This window comes from Serratia sp. FDAARGOS_506 (assembly GCF_003812745.1).
Lineage (GTDB): Bacteria > Pseudomonadota > Gammaproteobacteria > Enterobacterales > Enterobacteriaceae > Serratia.
Genome location: NZ_CP033831.1, coordinates 1398111 through 1422495 on the forward strand (window position 1 = coordinate 1398111; position 24385 = coordinate 1422495).

Below are 24385 nucleotides of genomic sequence, written 5' to 3' on the forward strand. Positions count from 1 at the left end.
ACCGCTGCGATGTTCTCTCCAGGAACGACACATGGCTTTCGTCGAGGATATTGTCACCCAGCTTCGCCGGCTCGAGCCGGCGCTGAATGAGGCGCTGCTGCGGCTGCAGCAGGCGCAAGACAGCGAAGCGCTGCACGATCTGCGCGTCTGTCTGCGCCGTATTCGCAGCCTGCTGCGACCGTTACGCGGCTGCCCCGGCACAATGCGGCTCGATCGGGCCGCCGCAGAGCTGGGCAGGCTTACAACGCCGCTGCGCGATCTCGAGGTGCTGATCGCAGAACTGACGCACCATCGCCTGGATTGGCAGGCCAACGTGCGCCAGAGCGATCTGCGGGCCCGCTTCCGTCAACTGCTCGCCCATCCGCAGCTCATCGACTTTCCCTCACGGTTGCACGCGTGGCCGCGCCGCTTCCGCCGTACCGCACCGCGCGCCGCCAAGCACCGCTTGAACCGACGCCTGCAGCGCCAACAGCGGCAACTGCGCCGGGCATTGGCCGATGCCGGCTACGATCGCCATCGCCTGCGGTTGCTGATAAAACGCCTGCGCTACGCGGCCGAAGCCTATCCGCAATACCTCCCCTTCTCTCCCGCCGCAACGGCTTGCCTGAAGGCGGCGCAAAACGCCCTCGGCGACTGGCACGATCGGGAGGTCTGGTGCCTACTGGCCGAACATCAGGCGGATCTCTGGCCATTATTACCCCAGTGGCAGGCTGAGCAACGCCAGGCGTTGGCCAACGCGGACGCCTTACTCACCGCCCTCTTACCGGTATTGGCGGCGAAAACCGGCGGCGCATCACGATCCTGAAAAAAGGCGGCGGCAGGGCACGCCCAGCCCCGAAAATGCCCGCTGCGGCGCAGATAATGCGCTATGTTTTGTAAGGGTAATCACCACTCATCTTAGGAAACCATATGAAGAAACAACGCTTGAGCGTTGCCATGGCGGTTCTGGCAGCGGGCCTGTTGCTGGCGGGCTGTTCGTCCAAAGTCACCCAAACGTCTCAATACTCGGGCTTCTTGTCCGATTACAGCAAACTGCAGGAAACTACCTCGCCAAGCGGCCATAAAACGCTGCGTTGGGTCGATCCAAACTACAAGGAATCCAACTATCGCGGCATCTATTTCCAACCGGTGGTCTATTTCCCGGCGGAGAAGCCCACGGCGCGCGTCAGTCAGGACACGCTGAACAAAATTAAGGCGTATGCGACCCAGCGGATTAAAGCTGCGCTGCAGAATCGCTTCACTATTCTGCCAAGCCCGACAGGTTCGCGCGTGCTGGTGGCCAAGCTCGCCATCACCGCCGTTTCCGCCGAAAACGAAGACATGAAGTTCTATGAAGTCGTGCCGGTCGCCGCGGTCGTTGCCAGCACCATGGCGGCTACCGGGCACCGGACGCAAAATACCGCGCTGTATATCGAAGGCGAGCTGATCGACCAGGATACCGGTAAAACGGTGATGGAAGTGGTGCGCAAGGCCTACGGCAAAACCGTCAACAACGACAGTACGCCGGTCACGGCGGATGACGTCAAGGCGGCGATCGACGACATCGTCACCGATATCACCAACTTCCCGAAACAGGGTTAACCGCTGCCTGAAAAACACAGGGGGAGCCGAAGCTCCCCCTGAATGGTGGCACAGACGGCGCTCAAATGCCGTCGCCGTATTCGAAGCCGTGATTGGTGCCGTTGAAGTATTGGTCCATATCCATCGACGGCGTATCGCTCTCCGGCCGCCCGACGATGCGCGCCGGCACGCCGGCGGCGGTGGTGTGCGGCGGTATCGCCTGCAAGACCACCGAGCCCGCGCCGATCTTCGCACCCTTGCCCACTTCGATATTGCCGAGAATTTTGGCGCCGGCGCCAATCATCACCCCTTCGCGAATTTTCGGGTGACGGTCGCCGCTGGTTTTACCGGTACCGCCCAAGGTGACCGACTGCAGGATAGAGACGTTGTTCTCCACCACCGCCGTTTCACCGATCACGATGCCGGTGGCGTGGTCGAGCATGATGCCGCAGCCGATGGTCGCCGCCGGGTGGATGTCCACGCCGAAGGCGACGGAAATTTGATTTTGCAGGTAAATAGCCAGCGCTTGCCGCCCTTGCTGCCACAGCCAGTGGCCGATGCGGTAAGCCTGCAACGCATGGAACCCTTTCAGGTAAAGCAGCGGCGTAGAGTATTTATCGACCGCCGGATCGCGCAGCCGTACCGCGAGAATATCGCGCGCCGCCGAAACGATCATCTGGTTGTCGGACTTGTAGGCCTCTTCCACCACCTCGCGCACCGCAATGGCGGGCATGATCGGCGTCGCCAGCTTGTTGGCCAACATATAGCTGAGCGCGCTGCCCAGGTTCTCGTGCTTGAGCAACGTCGCATGGAAAAAGCTGGCCAGCATCGGTTCACAATCAGCCAGTGCTCGCGCTTCTGATTTAATGCTGTTCCAGACCTGCTCCAACTCTTCTGACGACATCACATTCCCCTCTGCCTTGCCAAACGGGCCGCTTCACACGGTAGCGCGAAGCGGCCCAGGTCATTTGCGGGGTCAGCATGCTGCCCCGGCATATCGTTTTATGTCACGCGCTGGGTTTTTCGTCCTTTCGGGCTCGCCCCAGCAGGCTCAGCGCCGCTTCGCGGGCGTCTTTATGGCAGTAAAGCACCTGATAAATCTGTTCGGTGATCGGCATTTCCACACCGTGCCGCTGCGCCAGCGCCAACACCTCTTTGGTATTGCGATAGCCTTCGACCACCTGGCCGATGCTGTCCTGCGCTTCCTGCACGCCTTTGCCCTGCCCCAGCATAATGCCGAAGCGGCGGTTGCGCGATTGGTTGTCCGTGCAGGTTAACACCAGATCCCCCAGCCCCGCCATGCCCATGAACGTCGAAGGATCGGCGCCCAGTGCAGAACCCAGACGGCTCATTTCCGCCAGCCCGCGTGTAATCAATGCGGTGCGAGCGTTGGCGCCAAAACCGATGCCGTCGGACATGCCGGCGCCGATGGCGATCACGTTCTTCACCGCGCCGCCAAGCTGCACGCCGATAAAGTCGGGATTGCTGTAGACGCGGAAGCTCTTGCCGCAGTGCAGCAGTTGCTGCAGATCGTCGGCGAACTGCGCATCGGTCGCCGCCAGCGCGATCGCCGTCGGCAGGCCGGCGGCCAGCTCTTTGGCGAACGTCGGCCCAGAGAGCACCGCCAGCGGGATCGCCTCGCCCAACGCCTCACGCGCCACATCCTGCAGCAACCGGCCGGTTTCCGCCTCCAGCCCCTTGGTGGCCCACACGATGCGAGCGTCCGGGCGCAGATGCGGCTTCAGCTGACGCAGCACGTCGCCGAACACGTGGCTCGGCACCACCACCAGCACGTCGCGGCTCGCCGCCAGCGCACGCGCCAAATCGGCTTCAAGCAGCAGGGTATCGGGGAAGGGAACGTCGGGCAGAAACGCCTGATTGCAGCGATCTTGCTGCAACGTTTGAATTTGCGCGGGGTTATGCCCCCACAGCACCACGGTGTGGCCGTTACGCGCGAGCGTAATGGCCAATGCGGTGCCGTACGAGCCGGCACCGATGACAGTCATTGAAGCATTGACGGTGTTCATCAGGCATCCTGATGTGCTGCGGCACCTTCGCCTTCCGCCTGCTGCTGCAGATAGTTCATGAACAGCGCGTCAAAGTTGACCGGTGCCAGGTTCAGCTGCGGGAATGTGCCGCGGGAAACCAGGCTGGTGATGCACTCGCGCGCATACGGGAACAGGATGTTCGGGCAGTATGCACCCAGGCAATGCGCCAGCTGCGTGCCTTCGATGCCTGCTACCGAGAAAATGCCCGCCTGTTGCACTTCGCACAGGAACGCAGTTTCTTCGCCCAGGGTCGCGGTCACGGTTACGCGCAGTACCACTTCATACACTTCGTCAGCCAGTTGGCTGGACGCGGTATCCAGATCAAGTTTAACTTCCGGCTGCCATTCCTGCTGGAAAACCTGCGGCGCGTTCGGCGCTTCGAAGGAGATGTCCTTGGTATAAATACGTTGGATCTGGAAAGCCATTTCGGTGCTGTTTTGTTCTGACATGTGAGTAATACCCTTGGTTAAACGTCCTTATTGACACTCGCTGAACCGGCAAGCTGCTTAAAGCAGCGGATCCAGGCCGCCGCGAGCATCGAGTTCATATAAATCATCGCAGCCGCCGATATGCCGGCCGTCGATGAAAATCTGCGGCACGGTGGTGCGCCCGCTGCGCTCGATCATCACTTCGCGCTTGGCGTTATCGCCGTCGATGGCGATCTCGTTAAACGCCGCGCCCTTGCTGTTCAACAGCGCCTTGGCGCGATGGCAGAACGGACAGGTCGCTTTGGTGTAGATATCAATGTTAGCCATGGATTGCCACCTCAAATAGGTTAAACGGTTACTTACCGCGCACCAGCGGCAGGTTTTCTCCGCTCCAGCCGGAAATGCCGTCTTTCAGCATAGTCACCTTTTCAAAACCGGCCTTGCTCAGGTTCTCCGCCGGCTCGCGGGAGGCGGTGCCGTTGGCGCACACGACGATGATCGGCTGCGCTTTGTGTTTTTCCAGCTCGCCCAGGCTGCCGTTTTTGATTTCGCTGGCGGTCAGGTTGATGGCGTTGGCCAGGTGACCACGGCGGAAATCGTCGCGGCTGCGGGTGTCGACCACCACGGCTTCTTCTTTGTTGATCAGGCGAATAGCTTCACCGCGGGCGATCTCTTTGACCTTGGAGAAACGGCTTTTGAAGGTCATGACGATCACGGCGACCAGCAGAGCAATCCAAGCCAGGCTCAGAATAGGGTGTCTGCTTACGAATGGCATAATTTCTTGCAGCATGGGGTGTAACAACTCCCGTCAGTTAAGGGATAAATAAGTCAAGGTTCCAGAGTATACCTGCCGAGTGCGGCAAATACAGCCAATAAGCAAGCGCGATTGTAGAAACTGCGGGCTGCGCTGAGAAATTCCCGAGGTCAGAGCATAAAAGCCCGCGCGATTCGCCGCAACCTTGATCTCTTTGGGCTATTTATCGCCGCCGGCGGTGTAAAATCAGCCGGTTTTTCGAGGGCGAATAGCCATGCCTGCGGCGGGCGCATGGCTATTCGCAGCTTAAAAAGTTCATAAGAGGTCAATGCAATGTCGAGCAACAAAAAACCGATGGTACTGGTGATCCTGGACGGTTACGGCCATCGTGAAGAGCGGCAGGACAACGCGATCCTGAACGCCGGCACCCCGGTGATGGATCGCCTGTGGCGGGAGCAGCCGCATACGCTGATCGCCGCTTCCGGGCTGGATGTCGGCCTGCCCGATGGGCAAATGGGCAACTCCGAAGTCGGCCACGTCAACCTGGGTGCCGGGCGCATCGTGTACCAGGATCTGACCCGGCTGGACAAAGCGATCGCCGACGGCGAATTTTTCGCCAACCCGGTGCTGACTGCCGCCGTCGATAAGGCCGTGGCGGCCGGCAAGGCGGTGCATATCATGGGCCTGCTGTCGCCGGGCGGCGTGCACAGCCACGACGAGCATATCCTGGCCATGATCAAGCTTGCCGCCCAGCGCGGCGCCAAAGCCGTTTATCTGCATGCCTTCCTCGACGGACGCGACACGCCGCCGCGCAGCGCCGAAGCCCCGCTGCAACGCTGCCGCGACGCCTTCGCCACGCTAGGCGTCGGGCGCATCGCCTCGCTGATCGGGCGCTACTACGCAATGGATCGCGACAACCGCTGGGAACGTGTGCAGCTAGCCTATGACCTGCTGACCGCGGCCAAAGGCGACTACATGGCCGACGATGCGGTAGCCGGTTTGCAGGCTGCCTACCAGCGCGGTGAAAACGACGAGTTCGTCAAACCGACCGTCATTCGCGCCGCCGGTGAGGCCGATGCCACGATGCAGGACGGCGATGCGTTGATCTTCATGAACTTCCGCGCTGACCGCGCGCGCCAGATCACCCGCGCTTTCGTGAACGCGGATTTCGACGGTTTCCCACGCGCCAAACGGGTGCAGTTCGGCGATTTCGTGATGCTGACCGAGTATGCCGCCGACATCGACACCGCCTGTGCCTATCCGCCGGCGTCGCTGACCAACACCTTCGGCGAATGGCTGATGAAGCACGACAAAACCCAGCTGCGCATCTCGGAAACCGAAAAATACGCCCACGTCACCTTCTTCTATAACGGCGGCGTGGAAGCGCCGTTCAAGGGCGAAGAGCGCGTGCTGGTCAATTCTCCGAAGGTCGCCACCTACGATCTGCAGCCGGAGATGAGCGCCGCCGAGCTGACCGACAAGCTGCTGAACGCCATCCGCAGCGGCAAATACGACGCCATTATCTGCAACTACCCGAACGGCGACATGGTAGGGCATACCGGCGTGTATGAAGCGGCGGTCAAAGCGGTAGAAACGCTGGACGCCTGCATCGCCCAGGTGGTTGACGCAGTGCGTGAAGTCGATGGCCAGCTGCTGATCACCGCCGATCACGGCAACGCCGAGCAGATGCGCGATCCGGCCACCGGCCAGGCGCATACCGCCCATACCAACCTGCCGGTGCCGCTGATTTACGTCGGCAAACCGGCGCGGGCGGTCGAAGGCGGCAAGCTTTCGGACATCGCGCCAACCCTGTTAACGCTGATGGGAATGGAAATCCCGCAAGAGATGACTGGTAAGCCGCTGTTCATCGTGGAATAATCCTTCTCCATGAGGGAGAAGGCGTTTTTTGCACTATCAAGGGTAACCCGAAGCGCAAACGCAGGCAGCCGACCGCTGCCTGAACGCACCGCGCCAAGGACGTTCACCGCCATGTGCGCCAGCGTATTTTGCGCTGGCGTCTTGCTGTTGCCGCTCGCCGGCCAGGCGGCGGAAGACAATAAATCCCAGTTGAAAGACATCCAGCAGAGCATCGCCGAGAAAGAAAAAGCGGTGAAACAGCAGCAGCAGCAACGCAGCGCTCTGCAGGATCAGCTACGTCAGCAGGAAAAAACCATCGCCCAGGCCAGCCGCCAGTTGCGCGACACCCAGGGCACGCTCACCCAGCTGGGCAAAGACATTTCCGGCCTGAACGCCTCGATAGCCAAACTGCAAAAGCAGCAATCAACCCAACAGAACCTCCTCGCCAAACAGCTCGACGCCGCCTTCCGGCAAGGGCAGCACAGCGCCGTGCAATTGATCCTCAGCGGTGAAGAAAGCCAGCGCAGCGAACGTATTCTGGCCTATTTCGGCTATCTGAACGAAGCGCGCCAGAAAACCATCGAAGAGCTGAAGCAGACCCGCGCCGAGCTGGCGAAGCAAAAAACCACGCTGGTGGCCAAACAGGGCCAGCAAAAATCCTTACTGGGCGAGCAACAGACGCAGCAGCAGAAGCTGGAGCAGGCGCGCGGCGCCCGTAAGAAAACGCTGACCGCGCTGGAAGCCTCGCTGGAAAAAGACCAACAACGCCTGGTGGAACTGCGCCAGAACGAAGCCCGCATGCGCGACAAGATCGCTCGGGCGGAGCGCGAAGCCCGTGCGCGCGCCGAACGCGAAGCGCGTGAAGCGGCCAAGGTGCGCGAACAGGTGCGCATCAAGGAGCAGCAGGCGAAGAAAACCGGCACGACCTACAAACCTAGCGAAGCCGATCGCTCGCTGATGGCGCGAACCGGCGGCCTTGGTCGTCCGGCCGGCCAGCTGATGTGGCCGGTGCGCGGCCGCACGCTGCACGGCTTTGGCGAACAGCAGCAGGGCGAGCTACGCTGGAAAGGCATGGTGATCGAAGCCCGCGAAGGCAGCGAAGTGAAAGCCGTCGCCGATGGCCGCGTGCTGCTGGCCGACTGGCTGCAAGGCTATGGCCTGATGGTGGTGGTCGAACACGGTAAAGGCGACATGAGCGTGTACGGCTACAACCAAAGCGCGTTGGTCAACGTCGGGGCGCAGGTGCGCGCCGGTCAGCCGATCGCTCTGGTCGGCACCAGCGGCGGCCAGGGAACGCCGTCGCTCTATTTCGAAATCCGTCGTCAGGGACAGGCGGTTAACCCACTGCCGTGGTTGGGAAGATAGATTTGCGCTATGTCAAAACCCGAACAGCTCTGTTAATAGGCTGTCTGCTGCAGGTTTACGCTGCGCAGGCAGGAAAACTCTCCATCGTCATCGATGACGTGGGCTACCGCCCTCACGAAGAAAACGCGGTGCTGCAAATGCCAACGGCGATCTCGGTCGCGGTGTTGCCCAACGCGCCGCATGCCCGCCTGATGGCCACCCGCGCCCACAGCCAGGGCCGCGAGGTCCTGATCCACATGCCGATGGCACCGCTCAGCAAGCAACCGCTGGAGCGCGATACCCTGCAGCCTTCCATGAGCAGCGAAGAGATTCAGCGCATCATCCGCAACGCGGTGAACAACGTACCCTACGCGGTCGGCATGAACAACCACATGGGCAGCGCCATGACCTCCAGCCTGCCGGGCATGCAGAAAGTGATGCAGGCGCTCGAAAGCTACCGCCTGTACTTCCTCGACAGCATGACCATCGGCAGCAGCCAGGCGACCCGCGCCGCGGCCGGCACTGGCGTGAAGGTGATCAAACGCAAGGTGTTCCTCGACGATACCGCGAGCGAAGCCGACATCCGCCGCCAGTTTAACCGCGCGGTCGAATTGGCGCGGCGCAACGGCTCCGCCATCGCCATCGGCCACCCGCGCCCGGCGACGGTAAAAGTGCTGCAGCAAATGCTGCCGTCGCTGCCCGCCGATATCGTGCTGGTCAAACCGAGCGCGCTGCTGAACGAACCGCAGGGCAACGGCGGCGGCAGCTACGTCCCACCGCCGGTCAAACCGCAAAAACCGCAGCCGAAGAACCCGTTCAGCGGCGGCATCAAGCAGTGCAAGGTCAAGCCGCCGAAGGAAAAAATCAACGCCGGCACCGCGCTGGGCGTCATCGCCGACGGCATCGCCACCTCGCCGCCGGTGACCTTCATCAAACGCCACTGGCAGCACTGGACGCAAGCCAAACCGCAAGCATAAAAAAAGGGCCGGAACTCCGGCCCTCTTCACGTCTGCCGAGATCAATCCCAGCTCAGCACCACTTTACCCGACTTGCCGGAGCGCATGGCGTCGAAGCCCTGCTGGAACTCATCGATCGAGAAGCGGTGGGTGATGATCGGCGTCAAATCCAGACCAGACTGGATCAGCGCCGCCATCTTGTACCAGGTTTCGAACATTTCGCGGCCGTAAATCCCTTTGATAAACAGCCCCTTGAAGATGACCTGGTTCCAGTCGATCGACATATCCGAAGGCGGAATGCCCAGCATGGCGATGCGCCCGCCGTGGTTCATGGCGTTCAGCAGCGTGCGGAACGCCGGCGGCGCGCCGGACATTTCCAGACCGACGTCGAACCCTTCGGTCATGCCCAGCTCGGCCATCACGTCGTTGAGGTTTTCCTTGCTGACGTTCACCGCGCGGGTCACCCCCATCTTGCGCGCCAGCTCCAGACGGTATTCGTTAACGTCGGTGATCACCACATGGCGGGCACCGACGTGCTTGCACACCGCCGCCGCCATGATGCCGATCGGGCCGGCGCCGGACACCAGCACGTCTTCGCCGACCAGATCGAACGACAGCGCGGTGTGCACCGCATTACCGAACGGATCGAAGATCGAAGCCAGTTCATCGGAGATATTATCCGGGATCTTGAAGGCGTTGAATGCCGGGATCACCAGGTATTCCGCGAAGCTGCCCGGGCGGTTCACGCCCACGCCGATGGTATTGCGGCACAGGTGCGTGCGGCCGCCGCGGCAGTTGCGGCAGTGGCCGCAGGTGATGTGGCCTTCGCCGGACACGCGATCGCCGATGTTGAAGCCTTTGACTTCCTGACCGATCGCCACCACTTCGCCCACGTATTCATGGCCGACCACCATCGGAACCGGAATGGTTTTTTGCGACCACTCGTCCCAGTTGTAGATATGCACATCGGTGCCGCAGATCGCGGTTTTGCGGATTTTGATCATGATGTCGTTGTGGCCCAGCTCCGGCTGAGGCACGTCGGTCATCCAAATCCCTTCTTCCGCTTTCAGTTTTGACAGTGCTTTCATGGTTTTACCTTATGCAATAACGCCAAGATCCTTACCGATACGTGTAAACGCCGCCACTGCGCGTTCGATTTGCTCCGGGGTGTGGTCGGCGGACATCTGGGTACGGATGCGCGCCTGGCCTTTCGGCACCACCGGATAGAAGAAACCGGTCACATAGATACCTTCCTTGAGCAACGCATTGGCGAATTCCTGCGCCAACTTCGCCTCACCCAGCATCACCGGAATGATGGCGTGATCGGCGCCGGCCAACGTGAAGCCGGCAGCGGTCATTTTTTCGCGGAACAGACGCGCGTTGGCCCACAGGCGATCGCGCAGCGCATCGCCCTCTTCCAACAGTTCCAGCACTTTGATCGACGCGGCGACGATCGCCGGCGCCAGCGAGTTGGAGAACAGGTACGGGCGCGAACGCTGACGCAGCCACTCCACCACTTCTTTCTTGGCGGCGGTGTAGCCGCCGGAAGCGCCGCCCAGCGCTTTGCCTAACGTACCGGTAATGATATCGACGCGGCCCATCACTTCGCAGTACTCATGGGTGCCGCGCCCGTTGGCGCCGACAAAGCCCACCGCATGGGAGTCATCCACCATCACCAGCGCCTGGTATTCGTCCGCCAGATCGCAAACCCCTTTCAGGTTGGCGATCACGCCGTCCATCGAGAATACGCCGTCGGTGGCGATCAAAATGTGGCGCGCGCCGTCGGCTTTGGCCTGCTTCAGCTGCGCGGCCAGCTCGGTCATGTCGTTATTGGCGTAGCGATAACGCTTGGCCTTGCACAGGCGCACGCCGTCGATGATCGACGCGTGGTTCAGCGCATCGGAGATAATGGCGTCTTCCGGGCCCAGCAGGGTTTCGAACAACCCGCCGTTGGCGTCGAAGCAGGAGGAGTAGAGGATCGCGTCTTCCATGCCCAAAAAGGCCGCCAGCTTCTGTTCCAACTGCTTGTGGCTGTCCTGGGTGCCGCAGATGAAGCGCACCGACGCCATGCCGAAACCGTGGCTGTCCATTCCCGACTTGGCGGCGGCGATCAGCGCCGGATGGTTGGCCAGCCCCAGGTAGTTATTGGCGCAAAAGTTGATCACATGGCTGCCGTCGGCGACGGCGATATCCGCCTGTTGCGCGGAGGTGATGATGCGTTCTTCCTTGAACAGCCCTTCACTGCGAGTGGCGGCAAGCTGTTGTTCCAACTGCTGATAAAAAGACGCTGACATTCGGTTATCTCCAGGATTGGGCTATTTGCGGCATATTTTACTGATTTGTAACCAAACTGACGAGAATGCGCGGGAGAGAATATTAAAATTGCAGCAGATATCACGGCAAAAAGCGGACTTCAATGGCAATGCGGGATATTCGGAGCCCTTCCGCTGTTTGACGCGGCATGAAATGCTATGATAACCGCCATTGAGCGTGGGGCATTGTGCCCCACCAGGCAGCTTAGCAGGGGTAACCCAATGATTATCGTCACAGGCGGCGCCGGCATGATCGGCAGCAACATCATTAAGGCACTGAACGACAAGGGATATCGCGATATCCTGGTGGTGGATAACCTGAAAGACGGCACCAAGTTCGTCAACCTGGTCGATCTGGACATCGCCGACTATATCGATAAAGAAGACTTTATCGCCAGCATCGTGGCCGGCGACGATCTGGGCGATATCGAAGCGGTCTTCCACGAAGGCGCCTGCTCAGCGACCACCGAGTGGGACGGCAAGTACATGATGGACAATAACTATCAGTACTCCAAAGACCTGCTGCACTACTGCCTGGATCGCGAAATTCCGTTCCTGTACGCCTCCTCCGCCGCCACTTACGGCGGCCGCGAAGAGTTCATCGAGGAGCGCCAGTATGAAGCGCCGCTCAACGTGTACGGCTACTCCAAATTCCTGTTCGATCAGTACGTGCGTGAGATCCTGCCGGAAGCGGACTCGCAGATCTGCGGCTTCCGCTACTTCAACGTTTACGGCCCGCGCGAAGGCCACAAAGGCAGCATGGCCAGCGTCGCCTTCCACCTGAATACCCAGATCAACCGCGGCGAAAACCCGAAACTGTTCGCCGGCAGCGAAAATTTCAAGCGTGACTTCATCTACGTCGGCGATGTAGCTGCGGTTAACCTGTGGTTCTGGGAGACCGGCAAATCCGGCATCTTTAACTGCGGCACCGGCCGGGCGGAAACCTTCCAGGCGGTGGCCGACGCGGTGGTGGACTTCCACCAGAAGGGCGCGGTGGAATACATCGAGTTCCCGGAGAAGCTGAAGGGCCGCTATCAGGCGTACACCCAGGCCGATCTGACCAAGCTGCGCGCCGCCGGCTACGACGCACCGTTCAAAACGGTCGCCGAAGGCGTGAAAGAGTACATGGCCTGGTTGAACCGCACCGCATAAGCTGAAGGAATTAACGCTGGGTATGAAAATACTGGTTATCGGCCCTTCTTGGGTTGGCGACATGATGATGTCGCAAAGTCTCTATCGCACCCTGAAGGCCGAATATCCATCGGCGGAGATCGATGTGATGGCGCCGGCCTGGTGCCGCCCGCTGCTGGCGCGCATGCCGGAAGTCAATCAGGCGCTGGCGATGCCGTTGGGCCACGGCGCGCTGGGGCTCGGCGAGCGTCGCCGCTTAGGGCGTGCCCTGCGCGCCAACCGTTACGATCGCGCTTACGTTCTACCCAACTCGTTCAAATCCGCGCTGGTGCCTTTCTTCGCCGATATCCCGCAGCGTACCGGCTGGCGGGGCGAAATGCGTTACGGCCTGCTGAACGACCTCCGCGTGCTTGACAAGGCGGCCTTCCCGCTGATGGTGCAGCGCTATGTGGCGCTGGCCTATGATAAAGGCCGCATTCAGCGCGCCGACGATCTGCCGCAGCCGCTGCTTTGGCCGCGGCTGCAGGTAAACGACGCAGAGATCGCCGAAACCGCCGCAGCTTTCAACCTGACCGACAGCCGACCGATCGTCGGCTTCTGCCCGGGCGCGGAGTTTGGCCCCGCCAAACGCTGGCCACACTATCACTACGCGACGCTGGCTCAGAAGCTCATCGAGAGCGGCTATCAAATAGCGCTGTTCGGTTCGGCGAAAGATCACGAGGCCGGCGAACAGATCCGCGCTGCGTTGCAGGAAGACGCGCGCGATTTCTGCCTTAACCTGGCCGGAAAAACCCAGTTGGAGCAGGCTGTGATCCTGATCGCATCCTGCCGGGCAGTGGTCAGCAACGACTCCGGTTTAATGCACGTTGCCGCAGCGTTGAACAAACCGCTGATAGCCTTGTACGGCCCAAGCAGCCCCGACTTCACGCCGCCGCTCTCCGACAAGGCGCGGGTGATTCGCTTGATCAGTGGCTATCACAAAGTGCGTAAGGGCGATGCCGAGCAGGGGTATCACCAAAGTTTGATCGATATTCAGCCGCAGCAAGTGTTGGACGCGCTGACGCCGTTACTTGTCGCCAGCGAGGAATAGTCATGCAGGTGTTAATTGTAAAAACCTCCTCGATGGGGGACGTGCTGCATACGCTGCCCGCCCTGACCGACGCGCTGCAGGCCATTCCCGATATTCGCTTCGACTGGGTGGTGGAAGAAGGCTTCAGCCAAATCCCCACCTGGCACCCGGCGGTGGATCGCGTGATCCCGGTGGCCATTCGCCGCTGGCGCAAAAACTGGTTCGGCAACGACACCCGGCAACAGCGCTGCGACTTCAAGCGCACGCTGCAAGAACGCCGTTACGACGTGGTGATCGACGCGCAGGGCCTGATCAAAAGCGCTGCGCTGATCACGCGCATCGCCAAAGGCAACAAGCATGGGCCGGACTGCAAGAGCGCGCGCGAACCGTTCGCCAGCTGGTTCTACAATGTACGCCATGAGATAGACAAACAGCAGCACGCGGTGGAACGCACGCGTGAACTGTTCGCCAAAAGCCTCGGTTACGATAAACCGAGCAGCTACGGCGATTACGCCATCGCCGCGCGCTTTCTCAGCCACCCGCCGGCCGATGCCGGCCAATATCTGGTGTTTTTGCACGCCACCACCCGTGACGACAAACACTGGCCGGAGCAGAACTGGCGCGAGCTGATAGCGCTGACGGCCGACAGCGGGCTGAAGATCAAACTGCCGTGGGGCGCGGAGCATGAGCATCAGCGCGCGCTGCGCTTGGCGGAAGGTTTTCCACATGTCGAGGTGTTGCCGAAACTTAGCCTGCAGCAGGTGGCTGAAGTACTGGCCGGCGCCAGAGGCGTAGTCTCGGTCGATACCGGGCTCAGCCATTTGACCGCCGCGCTCGACAAACCCAATATCACGTTGTTCGGGCCAACCGATCCTGGCCTGATCGGCGGCTACGGGCAAAATCAGCATGCGTGTCGCCCATCGAACAGCAATGACATGGCGGATATCGGTGCACAACAGGTTTATGCCTTGCTGGAACAAAGGCAATAGACTCGTTTTCTTAAGCTGGATATTGATAATGGCGGACCAGAAATTACTCAGTATTGTCCTCACCGCGCATAATTGCGAAGCCTACCTGGACAAAACGCTGGCCAGTTTGGTGGATTCACTTGCCGATCTGAAAGAAGGGTATGAAATCATTCTGATTAGCGATGCTTCTACCGATCGCACGGCGGACATATTGCAGCAGTTTGCCGAGCACCGGGCGCATGCTCACCTATTCCAGGTCGATTTTCGCAATATCGGCAAAGTCAGGAATTATGGCGTTCAACAGTGTTCCGGCGACTATATCACGATGCTCGACGGGGACGATTGGCTATTGCCGGGTGCGTTGCGCGATATCGTGCCCTTCCTGGCCGCATCGCGACCTGATGTGCTGCTGACAAAGCTTAATGAAGTCCATGACGATAGCGATCTGAACGTCTCTTGGGACGGACTGCGCCCCCAATCGTGGTCAGGCCACCAGGCAATAAAGAAATACCTCATCCACAAGGACATACAAGCGCATTTCATCGGTCAGTTCGTTAAACGCGAGCTTCTGTCAGCGCATCCTTTCCCGGCCTTCCGTTGCTATGAAGACGCTTTCCTCTTCCCAACGATATTGACGCTCAGCCAGAACACCGTTTTCTCTCGCCACAGCCCCTACCTCTACTTCAAACGAGGCAATAGTCTGTCAAATCAGATCGACAACCAAAAGATAGATCTGCTGATCGAGGCGATGGAAGAGACGGAACGCGTGTTTGGCAAACAATACGCCAATTTACTCATGTGCCACTGGATCAATATCTTCCATCGCTATGGCCAGTCGATGGAGAATTCAGAGAGTAGAAGAAAAATCATAAGCAAGATCAAAAGCATAAACTCGCTTTCTTTCTTGCTGGATCCCGCCATTCGTCTGAGTTTCAAGAAGAAATACCTGAAGGTCCGCAATGGAAAGTAATGCTATCGATGACCTGTTTCAGTCGTTGCAAAACGCTGATGGAATGATAAAAGAAACGCTGTATGCAGGCAACTTGCATCAGAATGCGCAAGAACAGTACCACGTCGCGTTTGGCGTGGACGGCAATTTTCTCCGCCATGCCTGTATCACCATTCAATCGCTCATTGGACAGATTGATAAAGGGCAACTTCATTGCCATCTGATTACCTCAGAAGAGACGGTTGGCATCGCAGACACCTTACGCGCGCTTGTCACGGGTACAGCACACAGCATTCATGTACACCAGCTGCCCGAGCAATTTTTCTCCCGTTTACCTTCGACCGAATTATTCAGCAAAGCGATTTACTACCGCCTGTTGGCCCCTTATTTACTCCAAGATAAAGCCACCGTCCTGTATTTGGATGCAGATATGGTTTGCTTGAACGCCTTTACTGACTTTTATAACAGCAGGACATCCAGCGAAGAGATCGCTCATGTCGTCAGTGAAGGGGAAAAACAGGCGCCCGCCTTAGCGGCCAATATTGGCCTTCCGCCAGGAACGAACTATTTCAACTCGGGCATGCTGCTCATTAACGTTCAGCGTTGGCTCCAGGAAAAGATCAGCGCTCAGGTTTTGTCCGTACTCGAGTCGCGTGGCCATACCTTCAAATACATGGATCAGGACGCACTGAATATTGTTTTGGCGGGACACGTCAAGTTTGTTGAGAAAAAATATAACTCGATATTTATGCTTGGACATACGGAACGCGATTATCAGCTTATGCCCCCCGCTGACACTGTCTTTCTGCACTATGCCGGTGCAGATAAGCCGTGGCAACAATGGAATAAACAAGCTGGCACCGTTTTCTACACCCGAATATATGCTAATTCGATGTGGGCTTCCCACGTTTTTGACATACCAAAGAATGACGCTCAAGCAAAGAAAATGTATAAACTTATGCTTAGAGAGAAAAAATACTTATCATTCCTGCGTTGGTATCTAGCCTATTATAAACTTCGTTACAGTAAGTGAGGAAACAACGTGCCGACAGCATCACGTAACAGCACTATTATTTTCAACCTTTGTTTTTTTGCATTGGCGTGTGCTATTTCTCTAAATCTGCTCATTAAGGGATATCCAGAGAAGATTTTTTATCTTGTCAGCTATGTCGCCGTTATTTATACTGTCATGGTCGCATACCGTAAAAGAGAAACGTTATACGGCAATAAACCGCTGATGCTTTTTTGCCTCTCGTTATTGCTCTTTGCCGCCAGTAAAATAATTTGGGCGCAGCTGTTTAAAGATACCCAATTTATCGATATCAGAGATAATTACCGTACCGTCGGCAAACGCTTTCTGCTCGCAGCCTTCGTGATTTTTTAATTTTATCAGTGTCGCTGTTTAATCCAAAAAAACACGCTCAAAGCCAGCATCGCCGTTCTTTTCATAGGCCTCGCTGCCGCGCTCTGGTTTGGCTATCTTTCTCGAACCGAGCTCGAACCCAGAGTGAAGTGGACCACTGATGCAGCCACTACCGGAGCCTATCTGGTTGTATGCATTTCCATGCTCGCCATTATCCTGATTCGTAAATGTTTCCAAAAATCAGCACTCTCCTTACTGCTTTTTCTCGGTATCTTTATACTCAGCATGATCATGGTACTGTTAACGGAAACTCGCGCAGCCATATTCTTTGCGCCGGTTCTCTATCTGGTGTTCTTCCTAGTCTATTACCGTGGAATAAGCAAAAAAGCACAGTCATTACTGACGGTGGTTATATTATCAGGTGCGATTACGGTATTGTATTTTTCTTGGGATCGCATTTCCCAAATCCAAACGGATATTGCAGAATATCACACCAATAATGACACCTCAGTGGGTGCCCGCCTTTCTATCTGGAAAGCCGGTTGGTATAGCGTGCAGCCTAGCCTGTTCGGTCAAAACACAGATGACCGCTATCAGAAAGTAGAGGATTATGTTCGTTTATATGAACGGGATAACCCGGAAGCAGTGCGGAATTTAGTTTATCATTTGCATAATGACATGTTGGAAACGCTGTCGCTTCAGGGCATTTTCGGCATTTTCTCACTGCTGTGCTTCTACGGTTTCGGCGTGTACTTTGCGGTGAATCGGCAACAGAGGTTTGAAAACGGCAATCTGCTTTTCGTTATTATTCCTGTTTTCACCTTCGGCCTTACCGACGTGGTATTGATACAGAGTAACAGCGCATTAGTGATCATTATTGCATTAGCACTTTCACTTCCGTTTTTGAAAAAAGCGCAGTAACGAACGCTGAGGTGCCTGGTGTTACCCCGGCACCTCAGAAGTTTCAGTTTAAAATCTCTCTCAGCAAACGGTAAACCACGTCTTCATCAATCACTTCCAATGGGTATTTGGCGTTCAACGAGGCCCTATTCTCATCCGGATTGATATAAATAATGCGGTGCCGTTCAGGATCTTGATATGGCCCGGTATGCTGCGGATTAGCCGTATAGAACAGGCTAACCGTTCGCGTCTGTAGAGCCACGGCAAGATGCAGTGGACCGGTATCACCGGTAATCAATACGTCCAGCTGCTGGATGATCGCCAACAGCTGCGGCAGCGAGGTCTTGCCAATATGGCTGGTCACTCGCCGGCGCTCTTCCTCAGACAATGCCGCCAGGAACTGCTGCCCAAGTTCTTTTTCTTTGCCGCTGCCAATCAACACAATATGGTACTTCTCATTGGCGGCAAAAAGCTGACGGGCCAGGGCGACAAATCGCTCTTTAGGCCAACAGCGCGAGGCTTCGGAAGCACCCATCTGGAAACCGATCAGCGTCTGGTCAGTCATCTTCGGCAAGGAGTCAAAACTCACCGGAATATGCATGCGGGTGTCCTGGTTATCGCAACCAAGAACCTTCAACAGATCCAGTTTTCGCTGAATCAGATGCCCGTCATACTGTCCCTGATGGTGATATACCCAATGGTTCATATAGTCACCATCACAGCTGTAATTATCACGAATGATATATTGGCTACCAGATAACACAGCGCTAAGAACATCATAGGGAATATAAGAGTGTAAGATCACCGAAAGTTCAGGCTTCATTCTCCGCAGGCGTGCCACCAGGCTGAAAATATCCTTAACCTTATTGTCCCAATAGATGATTTTGTCAAAATAGCGACTATTCATCACCAAGTGGCGATTTTTATCACTCGAGACCAGCGTGAACTTTGCGTTGGGGTAGCGTTTCTTTAACGCGTGGATAGCCGGTGTATTAAACATCAGATCGCCAAGCGCTGTGCTGGAGTAAATAACGATACTCTTGAATTCTTGCTCGGCACCCAAGCTATTTACGTCTTTTAAGTTCCCAAAAAGCCGGGTGTAAGAACGCAGAAAGCGATTGACGGTGTCAATCTTGTTTTTTTTCATCGATGCTCAGCTCTTTTTGCTCTGATAATACTCGGCCAGCGTCATGCCCACCGTACGCTGCTGCAGCCAGTCAAACAGCTGCTCCAGATCGCGGTACAGCCCTTCGATATCCTGCTCGGTTTTGAACGTCGGGCTGCCGCCCGGCATAAATTCGGAGGAGTGCAGCATAAATTCGACGTAATCATGCCCCTGCGCCAGCGACGCCTCAGCCACGCTTATCATCTTGGCCACGTTGCCGCCGCTGGGCCGCAGCCAGTTGACGGACGGCGAACGCCGCTTGCCGCGCAGCCGATCATAACCTTGCTTGAACGCGTTCATCAGCGCCGAGTGCTTGTACTGAATGCTCATCGGCACTTCCAGCAGCGGCGAAGCGCCCGGTTTGGAAATGTTTTGCGGATCGATGAAATAAGCCTGCGACGGGAACCGGCTGTAATCGGTGCCGCCGTTGCCCTGCGGATTGCCCGGCGAAAACTGCCAGTTGACCCGCGGCGTCACCGAACAGTCCACCTGATAGCCATACTCCAGCAGCAGCGAGGCATAATATTCGTTGAACGCCCAACGGCCGGCGCGATGGCTGAGCATTTTAGTCTGGAAGGCATCTTCCAAAAGCTTGGTCATATGATCGACCTTGGCGCGGATCTGATCGGCGGGATACTCGATTAAATAAGGCTTGTGACGCCAGTCGTCGTCGGTCAACGGCGTCAGAGGCGGGCTGTTCCAGGCGTGCAGGTGCATACCCACTTCGCCCGCACCGCGGGCGATCACGTCGCGTGCGAACTCGACGTAAGCCGGATCCATCGCCATTTCATAGTTGGTGAGATAAACCGGTTTGAAAGCATATTTCTCACACAGCGCCTGAAAGCGCGGCAAGAAACGCGTGTTTTCGGTCGCGATGCGATCGTGGTTTTGCCACAGATTATCGCCTTCGGTATCAATAGTGATGAGAAACGCCGGTTTAGTCATGAATATCGAGCCTGATATCAACAGAATACGTTATGTTACGCAGGCCGTTTAACCAGGGCAAACGACTTTGCTGCTTGGTTTGGACAACGTTGAGGCATATTCGTCCCCTGCCCAGCGATTTTTTTGCGGCCCGGTAAGAAAACCGTGCAACAGTAGCCACATGCGATCGGGTCATTTAGAATCAAGAATTGGTTTCCCAGAAAGCGACTCATGATGAACGACGCGTCAGTCCTAACTTCCGCCCCATCCGTACAGCGTATTCTGATCATAAAATTGCGTCACCATGGCGATATGCTGTTGGTCACGCCGGTCATCAACAGCCTGCGGCAAAACTACCCTCAGGCGCAGATCGATGTGCTGCTGTATCAGGAAACGCAGGAGATGCTGGCCAGCAATCCGGAACTGTCGACCCTGTTCGCCATCGACCGTCAATGGAAAAAACAGGGCGCCCGCGCTCATCTGGGGCACGAGCTGGCGTTACTGCGTCGCCTGAAAGCGCAACGCTACGATCTGGTGGTCAATCTGGCCGATCAGTGGCGCAGCGCCATCCTTACGCGCCTGACCGGTGCGCGCATCCGTTTGGGCTTCGATTTTCCCAAACGCCGCGGCTTCCTGTGGCGCCACTGCCACACGCATCTGGTGCCGGTCGACAATCACGCCCACCTGCATACCGTCGAACAGAATCTTTCGCTGCTGTCGCCGCTAAACCTGCCTGCGCTCAATGAACATGTGACCATGAGTTATGATCCGCAGGATTGGCAGATCTGTGAGCAACTGTTGCAGAAACAGGGCGTCGCCGGCAGTTATATTGTGGTGCAGCCTACGTCGCGCTGGTTCTTCAAATGCTGGAGCGAAGAGAAAATGGCCGCCACCCTCACCGCCTTGCAGGCCGACGGCCACCAGCTGGTGATCACCTCCGGCCCCGACGCCAGAGAAAAAGCCATGGTAGAGCGCATTTTGGCGCTTTGCCCGCCGCAGGGCGTAATCTCGTTGGCCGGTCAGCTGACGCTGCGCCAACTGGCCGCTCTGATCGACCACGCCAAACTGTTTATCGGCGTAGATTCGGTGCCAATGCATATGGCCGCCGCGCTACAAACCCCGTGTGTGGCGCTGTTCGGCCCTTCCAAGCTCACCTTCTGGCGGCCATGGCAAGCCATCGGCACCGTGATCTGGGCCGGCGACTTCGGCGAGCTGCCCGATCCGGACGCCATTGATACCGGCACCGACGAACGGTATCTCGACCTTATTCCTACAGACGCGGTGATTGCAGCCGCGCGGAGCACGCTGGCATGAAAGCATTTCGTTTGGCGATCGTTCGCCAAAAGTACCGCCCGGACGGCGGAGCCGAACGTTTCGTTTCCCGCGCCCTGGAGGCACTGGAGCAACAGGATCTCGATCTGAACGTCATCACCCGCGAATGGCAGGGCGATGCCAATCCCAACTGGCACATCCACCTGTGCAATCCGTTAAAGCTCGGCCGCATCAGCCGAGAACGGGGCTTCGCCGTGGCGGCCAGGGCGCTGTGGCAGAAAGAGCGTTTCGATCTGGTGCAAAGCCACGAGCGTATTCCCGGCTGCGACATCTACCGCGCAGGCGATGGCGTACACCGCCGCTGGCTGCTGCAACGCGCGCGTTTGCTGCCGGAATGGCGCCGCAAATGGCTGTTCTCCAACCGTTATCACCGCTATGTGATGTGCGCCGAACGCGCCATGTACGCCGCACCGGAGCTGAAAGCCGTCATTTGCAACGCCGAGATGATCAAGCAGGAAATCATCGCCGACTTTGGCGTGCCCGCCGACAAAATCACGGTGATCTATAACGCCATCGATAATCAAAAATTCCCACCCGCCGACGAGGCCCAGCGCCAACGTCTGCGCGAGCAGTATCAGATCCCGCAACAGGCGCACTGCCTGATCTTCGTCGGCTCCGGCTTTGAACGCAAAGGGCTGGCCGCCGCCATCCGCGCCGTGGCGGCGACCGACAGCCACCTGTTGGTAGTCGGCAAAGACAAGGCCGAAAAACGCTACCGGGCGCTGGCGCAGTCGCTGGGCTGCGGCGATCGGGTTCACTTTATGGGCGTGCAGAAGCAGACCTTGCCGTTCTATCAGGCCGCGGACGCGTTGCTGCTGCCGACGCTTTACGATCCGTTCCCGAATGTGATTCTGGAAGCGATGTCGTGCGGCCTGCCGGTGATCACCAGCACCACCTGCGGCGGCGCCGAGTTTATCACCCCCGGCCAGAACGGCTTCGTGACCGACGCGCTCGACGTACCGGCCATCACGGAGGCCATTCGGGCGCTGCCGCGCCAGGCGCTGGGATCATCCATGGGCGAAGCGGCAAGATTGCGCATTATGACAGCTACGCCGGCGCATCTGTCCGAACAGCTGATTTCCCTCTATAACCGGTTACTGTATTAGCTATGCGTATTCTGATGATCATCGACGGCCTGCCGGGAGGCGGCGCGGAAAAAGTGGTGCTGACCCTGTGCCAGGGCATGCAGCAACAGGGGCATGACGTCAGTCTGATCTCGCTGCGCGACGTCTGCAATTACCCTATCCCGCCAGGCATTGATTATCAGGTGGTGGCCGATCGCAGCCGTGCTCCCTGGCGCAAGCTGACCGAGCTGTCGCGCCGCGCCGCCGCGCTGGATCGGGCAATAGCCGAACACGAACGCCAACACGGCGCGTTCGATCTGGTGTTCTCCAACCTGCATAAAACCGATCGCATCGTCAGCCGCAGCAAGCGGTTGGCCGCGGATCGCCTGTGGTTCTGCATTCACGGCATTCTCTCCACCTCCTACCTCGGCCACCGCAAGGGTCTGGACCGCTGGCTGAAGCAACGCAAAATCGCCAACGTTTACCAGGGAAGAAATATCGTCGCCGTTTCACAGGCGGTCAGCGACGATCTGCAGCAGAATTTACCTATCCGCCCACGCCGGCTGGCAGTGATCAACAATCCGTTCGATATTGACGCCATTCAGCAACAGGCGGCGGAACCTTGCGACCTGGCCGGCCAGGATTACCTGGTGCACGTCGGCCGCTTTCACACCACCAAACGGCATGACCGCCTGCTGAAAGCCTATGCGCGCTCCGGTATTCAGGCACCGCTGGCCTTGATCGGCACAGGAAGTGACGCCAGAGTCGCCGAGATCAAACACCTGGCGACGGAATTGAGCATAGCAGAACGCGTGCTGTTCCTTGGTTTCCAGGCCAATCCCTACCCGTTCATTCGCCATGCCTCACTGCTGGTGCTCAGCTCAGACAGCGAAGGGTTTGGCAACGTGCTGGTAGAATCGCTGTTGTGCGACACGCCGGTGGTCAGCACCCGTTGCCCGGGTGGCCCTGCGGAAATTCTGGAAAAAGCCGGCATGGCTAACGCGCTGGCGGAATTAAACGAAGCGTCGCTGGCAGAAAAAATGGCAGAGATTTACGCCAATCCGCCGCAGATAAATCAACAACAATTGCTGAGCTATGGGCTTGAACCTATTTGCCGTCAATATCTGGAACTGAAAAAACAATAATAGACATTAAATAAGGCAGGGAATACCTGCCTTATTTTATCGGTTAGTTGAGCTCCTGTATTTTCTGCCAAACTTCATCGACAGATACATCTTCACAGTGCCCAGACTCACTTTGCAAAATATGATGACGACCTGTCCATGGACGCCAGGACGCTTTATCGGTATCGCCAAAGAACACGACCATGTCTTTATTCAACGCGGCAGCAAGATGCATCTGTCCACCATCGCTGCACAGCACGCGGTCGCATAAATCAAACCCGCCCAGCAGCTCGCGCACCGAGGCCGTCGGATAAAGCGCAACGCGTTCACTTTGACACAGTGACAACAGCTGTTCGGCACGCTGCTGGTCGCCGATATCGTCCGGCGCCAACGTGCCCTGTGGCGACCAGAAGATCAGCACACCGGTGCGAGGGTCTGCGACCAGACGGTTAATGATTTCAGCATAGCGCTCAACCGGCCAGCGCCTTTTCGGGCTGCGGCTGCTGATATGCACGGCACATACCCGTTCGACCGGTGGCAGACATTCCTGCAGCCGTTGCGCCGCCAATTGCCGCTCTTCAGGCGTCAGAAACACCCGCACCGGCGGGGTCGGAATGGATTGGTCGGTGATCGCCGATAAATAGCTGTAGGTATGTTCGACCTGATGTTGACCGTAGAAATCTTCCTTGCGGAACGGGCGATGAATATCTTTCGTGCCCAAATCGGCGCCGATGATATGGGTAGCGCCGGCCATTTTCGCTAAACGCAGACTGTATTTGCAAGGCACTGGATTAGCCAGAATAACCGCATCAAACTTTATTTTTCGCAGTTTCAGGAAGATCATCAGACGTTCGAAATAAACACCCAACGTCGTTTCATCTTTCGTCTTGTGCTTGGCCTTTTTATAGACAAAGACCTTCTCGACATGAGGATTGTTTTTAACAACATCCTGGCTGACTTTATTGATCAGCAGATAAACTTTAGCGTCCGGATAGGCAATTTTTACCCCTTCAATCAGAGGCGTGGTGCAAACAAGATCGCCGATGTTATCGCGGCGAATAATTAAAATATTCTTCATTCCGAGCCTATCGGCGAAATCGCTCGCCGGTTGTCTGAAACTGACACCCAAGGTTACCA

The 24385-nt window shown here is 57.5% G+C and carries 25 protein-coding genes; 15 read left to right on the top strand and 10 right to left on the bottom strand.

The features are described from left to right. Positions 1-31 precede the first annotated feature (31 nt). Both EGY12_RS06890 and EGY12_RS06895 read left to right on the top strand, forming a co-directional pair. Positions 32-805 (top strand): CHAD domain-containing protein, encoded by a 774-nt coding sequence (locus EGY12_RS06890; protein ID WP_123892968.1) that lies wholly within the window; start codon positions 32-34, stop codon positions 803-805. Between the two features lie 104 nt (positions 806-909). Next, complete coding sequence (locus EGY12_RS06895; protein WP_123892969.1) at positions 910-1581, top strand: DUF3313 domain-containing protein; 672 nt, start codon at positions 910-912, stop codon at positions 1579-1581. 61 nt (positions 1582-1642) lie between these two features. Here the strand turns inward: EGY12_RS06895 and cysE are convergent, their stop codons facing one another. From cysE to EGY12_RS06920, 5 genes are all read right to left on the bottom strand, one after another. Beyond that, the gene (gene cysE / locus EGY12_RS06900) at positions 1643-2464 is read right to left on the bottom strand and encodes a serine O-acetyltransferase (protein WP_004931135.1); all 822 of its coding nucleotides are present in this window, start codon (positions 2462-2464) and stop codon (positions 1643-1645) included. A gap of 103 nt (positions 2465-2567) precedes the next feature. After that, the gene (gene gpsA, locus EGY12_RS06905) at positions 2568-3587 is read right to left on the bottom strand and encodes an NAD(P)H-dependent glycerol-3-phosphate dehydrogenase (protein ID WP_123892970.1); all 1020 of its coding nucleotides are present in this window, start codon (positions 3585-3587) and stop codon (positions 2568-2570) included. Further along, positions 3587-4057, bottom strand: a complete 471-nt coding sequence (secB, locus tag EGY12_RS06910; protein ID WP_123892971.1) for a protein-export chaperone SecB — start codon at positions 4055-4057, stop codon at positions 3587-3589. Before secB ends, gpsA begins: the two co-directional genes overlap by 1 nt. 57 nt (positions 4058-4114) lie before the next feature. Next, positions 4115-4363: a glutaredoxin 3 gene (gene grxC, locus EGY12_RS06915; protein ID WP_004931142.1), complete on the bottom strand. Its 249-nt coding sequence runs from the start codon at positions 4361-4363 to the stop codon at positions 4115-4117. A 28-nt stretch (positions 4364-4391) separates the two neighbouring features. Then, complete coding sequence (locus EGY12_RS06920) at positions 4392-4826, bottom strand: rhodanese-like domain-containing protein (RefSeq protein WP_038872623.1); 435 nt, start codon at positions 4824-4826, stop codon at positions 4392-4394. A gap of 297 nt (positions 4827-5123) precedes the next feature. Between EGY12_RS06920 and gpmM the strand changes: the two genes are divergently transcribed. Genes gpmM through EGY12_RS06935 form a run of 3 tightly spaced genes read left to right on the top strand, consistent with a single transcriptional unit; the run spans position 5124 to position 8968 of the window. Then, positions 5124-6668, top strand: coding sequence for a 2,3-bisphosphoglycerate-independent phosphoglycerate mutase (gene gpmM, locus EGY12_RS06925; RefSeq protein ID WP_123892972.1), 1545 nt, complete (start codon positions 5124-5126; stop codon positions 6666-6668). A 9-nt stretch (positions 6669-6677) separates the two neighbouring features. Beyond that, positions 6678-8012, top strand: a complete 1335-nt coding sequence (envC, locus tag EGY12_RS06930; RefSeq protein WP_123892973.1) for a murein hydrolase activator EnvC — start codon at positions 6678-6680, stop codon at positions 8010-8012. A gap of 2 nt (positions 8013-8014) precedes the next feature. Continuing rightward, positions 8015-8968: a divergent polysaccharide deacetylase family protein gene (locus EGY12_RS06935; RefSeq protein WP_123892974.1), complete on the top strand. Its 954-nt coding sequence runs from the start codon at positions 8015-8017 to the stop codon at positions 8966-8968. Between the two features lie 41 nt (positions 8969-9009). Here EGY12_RS06935 and tdh read toward each other — a convergent pair whose 3' ends face one another. Together tdh and kbl are read right to left on the bottom strand one after the other, a co-directional pair. Continuing rightward, positions 9010-10035 carry an L-threonine 3-dehydrogenase gene (gene tdh / locus EGY12_RS06940; RefSeq protein WP_123892975.1) on the bottom strand — a complete coding sequence of 342 codons (1026 nt, stop codon included), beginning with the start codon at positions 10033-10035 and terminating at the stop codon, positions 9010-9012. A 9-nt stretch (positions 10036-10044) separates the two neighbouring features. Beyond that, positions 10045-11241: a glycine C-acetyltransferase gene (gene kbl, locus EGY12_RS06945; RefSeq protein WP_004931154.1), complete on the bottom strand. Its 1197-nt coding sequence runs from the start codon at positions 11239-11241 to the stop codon at positions 10045-10047. Positions 11242-11481: 240 nt separating this feature from the next. Between kbl and rfaD the strand changes: the two genes are divergently transcribed. The 7 genes from rfaD to EGY12_RS06980 all read left to right on the top strand — a co-directional run bounded on the left by rfaD (position 11482) and on the right by EGY12_RS06980 (position 17660). Further along, positions 11482-12411, top strand: a complete 930-nt coding sequence (gene rfaD / locus EGY12_RS06950) for an ADP-glyceromanno-heptose 6-epimerase (protein ID WP_074053592.1) — start codon at positions 11482-11484, stop codon at positions 12409-12411. 22 nt (positions 12412-12433) lie between these two features. Then, positions 12434-13480: an ADP-heptose--LPS heptosyltransferase RfaF gene (rfaF, locus tag EGY12_RS06955; RefSeq protein WP_123892976.1), complete on the top strand. Its 1047-nt coding sequence runs from the start codon at positions 12434-12436 to the stop codon at positions 13478-13480. A gap of 2 nt (positions 13481-13482) precedes the next feature. Continuing rightward, entirely contained in the window at positions 13483-14448 is a 966-nt protein-coding gene (gene rfaC, locus EGY12_RS06960) for a lipopolysaccharide heptosyltransferase RfaC (RefSeq protein ID WP_123892977.1), read from the top strand. A gap of 28 nt (positions 14449-14476) precedes the next feature. Then, on the top strand, positions 14477-15397 hold the full coding sequence (locus EGY12_RS06965; RefSeq protein ID WP_253722946.1) for a glycosyltransferase family 2 protein: 921 nt from the start codon (positions 14477-14479) through the stop codon (positions 15395-15397). Beyond that, a complete protein-coding gene (locus EGY12_RS06970) occupies positions 15387-16409 on the top strand; it encodes a glycosyltransferase family 8 protein (RefSeq protein ID WP_123892978.1) in 1023 nt (340 codons plus the stop codon). The genes EGY12_RS06965 and EGY12_RS06970 overlap by 11 nt, the downstream gene beginning before the upstream one ends. Before the next feature lie 9 nt (positions 16410-16418). Then, positions 16419-16760 carry a hypothetical protein gene (locus tag EGY12_RS06975; protein WP_123892979.1) on the top strand — a complete coding sequence of 114 codons (342 nt, stop codon included), beginning with the start codon at positions 16419-16421 and terminating at the stop codon, positions 16758-16760. A 123-nt stretch (positions 16761-16883) separates the two neighbouring features. Beyond that, positions 16884-17660: an O-antigen ligase gene (locus EGY12_RS06980; RefSeq protein WP_123892980.1), complete on the top strand. Its 777-nt coding sequence runs from the start codon at positions 16884-16886 to the stop codon at positions 17658-17660. A gap of 43 nt (positions 17661-17703) precedes the next feature. Here the strand turns inward: EGY12_RS06980 and EGY12_RS06985 are convergent, their stop codons facing one another. Next, complete coding sequence (locus EGY12_RS06985) at positions 17704-18786, bottom strand: glycosyltransferase family 9 protein (protein ID WP_123892981.1); 1083 nt, start codon at positions 18784-18786, stop codon at positions 17704-17706. Between the two features lie 6 nt (positions 18787-18792). Then, entirely contained in the window at positions 18793-19749 is a 957-nt protein-coding gene (locus tag EGY12_RS06990; protein ID WP_123892982.1) for a polysaccharide deacetylase family protein, read from the bottom strand. A gap of 210 nt (positions 19750-19959) precedes the next feature. On the opposite strand from EGY12_RS06990, the gene rfaQ reads away from it, so the two are divergent. The 3 genes from rfaQ to EGY12_RS07005 are packed head-to-tail and all read left to right on the top strand — an operon-like array spanning position 19960 to position 23269. Next, positions 19960-21042, top strand: coding sequence for a putative lipopolysaccharide heptosyltransferase III (gene rfaQ / locus EGY12_RS06995; protein WP_123892983.1), 1083 nt, complete (start codon positions 19960-19962; stop codon positions 21040-21042). Beyond that, complete coding sequence (locus EGY12_RS07000; protein WP_123892984.1) at positions 21039-22166, top strand: glycosyltransferase family 4 protein; 1128 nt, start codon at positions 21039-21041, stop codon at positions 22164-22166. The genes rfaQ and EGY12_RS07000 overlap by 4 nt, the downstream gene beginning before the upstream one ends. A gap of 2 nt (positions 22167-22168) precedes the next feature. Continuing rightward, positions 22169-23269 carry a glycosyltransferase gene (locus EGY12_RS07005; protein WP_123892985.1) on the top strand — a complete coding sequence of 367 codons (1101 nt, stop codon included), beginning with the start codon at positions 22169-22171 and terminating at the stop codon, positions 23267-23269. Between the two features lie 43 nt (positions 23270-23312). Here the strand turns inward: EGY12_RS07005 and EGY12_RS07010 are convergent, their stop codons facing one another. Then, complete coding sequence (locus EGY12_RS07010; protein WP_123892986.1) at positions 23313-24326, bottom strand: glycosyltransferase family 9 protein; 1014 nt, start codon at positions 24324-24326, stop codon at positions 23313-23315. Positions 24327-24385 lie beyond the last annotated feature (59 nt).

What these genes read in the sequence shown, in the direction of transcription:
- EGY12_RS06890 (WP_123892968.1), top strand. Translation starts at nt 32, where the DNA reads ATGGCTTTCGTCGAGGATATTGTCACCCAGCTTCGCCGGCTCGAGCCG.
- EGY12_RS06895 (WP_123892969.1), top strand. Translation starts at nt 910, where the DNA reads ATGAAGAAACAACGCTTGAGCGTTGCCATGGCGGTTCTGGCAGCGGGC.
- cysE (WP_004931135.1), bottom strand. Translation starts at nt 2,464, where the DNA reads ATGTCGTCAGAAGAGTTGGAGCAGGTCTGGAACAGCATTAAATCAGAA.
- gpsA (WP_123892970.1), bottom strand. Translation starts at nt 3,587, where the DNA reads ATGAACACCGTCAATGCTTCAATGACTGTCATCGGTGCCGGCTCGTAC.
- secB (WP_123892971.1), bottom strand. Translation starts at nt 4,057, where the DNA reads ATGTCAGAACAAAACAGCACCGAAATGGCTTTCCAGATCCAACGTATT.
- grxC (WP_004931142.1), bottom strand. Translation starts at nt 4,363, where the DNA reads ATGGCTAACATTGATATCTACACCAAAGCGACCTGTCCGTTCTGCCAT.
- EGY12_RS06920 (WP_038872623.1), bottom strand. Translation starts at nt 4,826, where the DNA reads ATGCTGCAAGAAATTATGCCATTCGTAAGCAGACACCCTATTCTGAGC.
- gpmM (WP_123892972.1), top strand. Translation starts at nt 5,124, where the DNA reads ATGTCGAGCAACAAAAAACCGATGGTACTGGTGATCCTGGACGGTTAC.
- envC (WP_123892973.1), top strand. Translation starts at nt 6,678, where the DNA reads ATGAGGGAGAAGGCGTTTTTTGCACTATCAAGGGTAACCCGAAGCGCA.
- tdh (WP_123892975.1), bottom strand. Translation starts at nt 10,035, where the DNA reads ATGAAAGCACTGTCAAAACTGAAAGCGGAAGAAGGGATTTGGATGACC.
- kbl (WP_004931154.1), bottom strand. Translation starts at nt 11,241, where the DNA reads ATGTCAGCGTCTTTTTATCAGCAGTTGGAACAACAGCTTGCCGCCACT.
- rfaD (WP_074053592.1), top strand. Translation starts at nt 11,482, where the DNA reads ATGATTATCGTCACAGGCGGCGCCGGCATGATCGGCAGCAACATCATT.
- rfaF (WP_123892976.1), top strand. Translation starts at nt 12,434, where the DNA reads ATGAAAATACTGGTTATCGGCCCTTCTTGGGTTGGCGACATGATGATG.
- rfaC (WP_123892977.1), top strand. Translation starts at nt 13,483, where the DNA reads ATGCAGGTGTTAATTGTAAAAACCTCCTCGATGGGGGACGTGCTGCAT.
- EGY12_RS06965 (WP_253722946.1), top strand. Translation starts at nt 14,477, where the DNA reads ATGGCGGACCAGAAATTACTCAGTATTGTCCTCACCGCGCATAATTGC.
- EGY12_RS06970 (WP_123892978.1), top strand. Translation starts at nt 15,387, where the DNA reads ATGGAAAGTAATGCTATCGATGACCTGTTTCAGTCGTTGCAAAACGCT.
- EGY12_RS06985 (WP_123892981.1), bottom strand. Translation starts at nt 18,786, where the DNA reads ATGAAAAAAAACAAGATTGACACCGTCAATCGCTTTCTGCGTTCTTAC.
- EGY12_RS06990 (WP_123892982.1), bottom strand. Translation starts at nt 19,749, where the DNA reads ATGACTAAACCGGCGTTTCTCATCACTATTGATACCGAAGGCGATAAT.
- rfaQ (WP_123892983.1), top strand. Translation starts at nt 19,960, where the DNA reads ATGATGAACGACGCGTCAGTCCTAACTTCCGCCCCATCCGTACAGCGT.
- EGY12_RS07000 (WP_123892984.1), top strand. Translation starts at nt 21,039, where the DNA reads ATGAAAGCATTTCGTTTGGCGATCGTTCGCCAAAAGTACCGCCCGGAC.
- EGY12_RS07005 (WP_123892985.1), top strand. Translation starts at nt 22,169, where the DNA reads ATGCGTATTCTGATGATCATCGACGGCCTGCCGGGAGGCGGCGCGGAA.
- EGY12_RS07010 (WP_123892986.1), bottom strand. Translation starts at nt 24,326, where the DNA reads ATGAAGAATATTTTAATTATTCGCCGCGATAACATCGGCGATCTTGTT.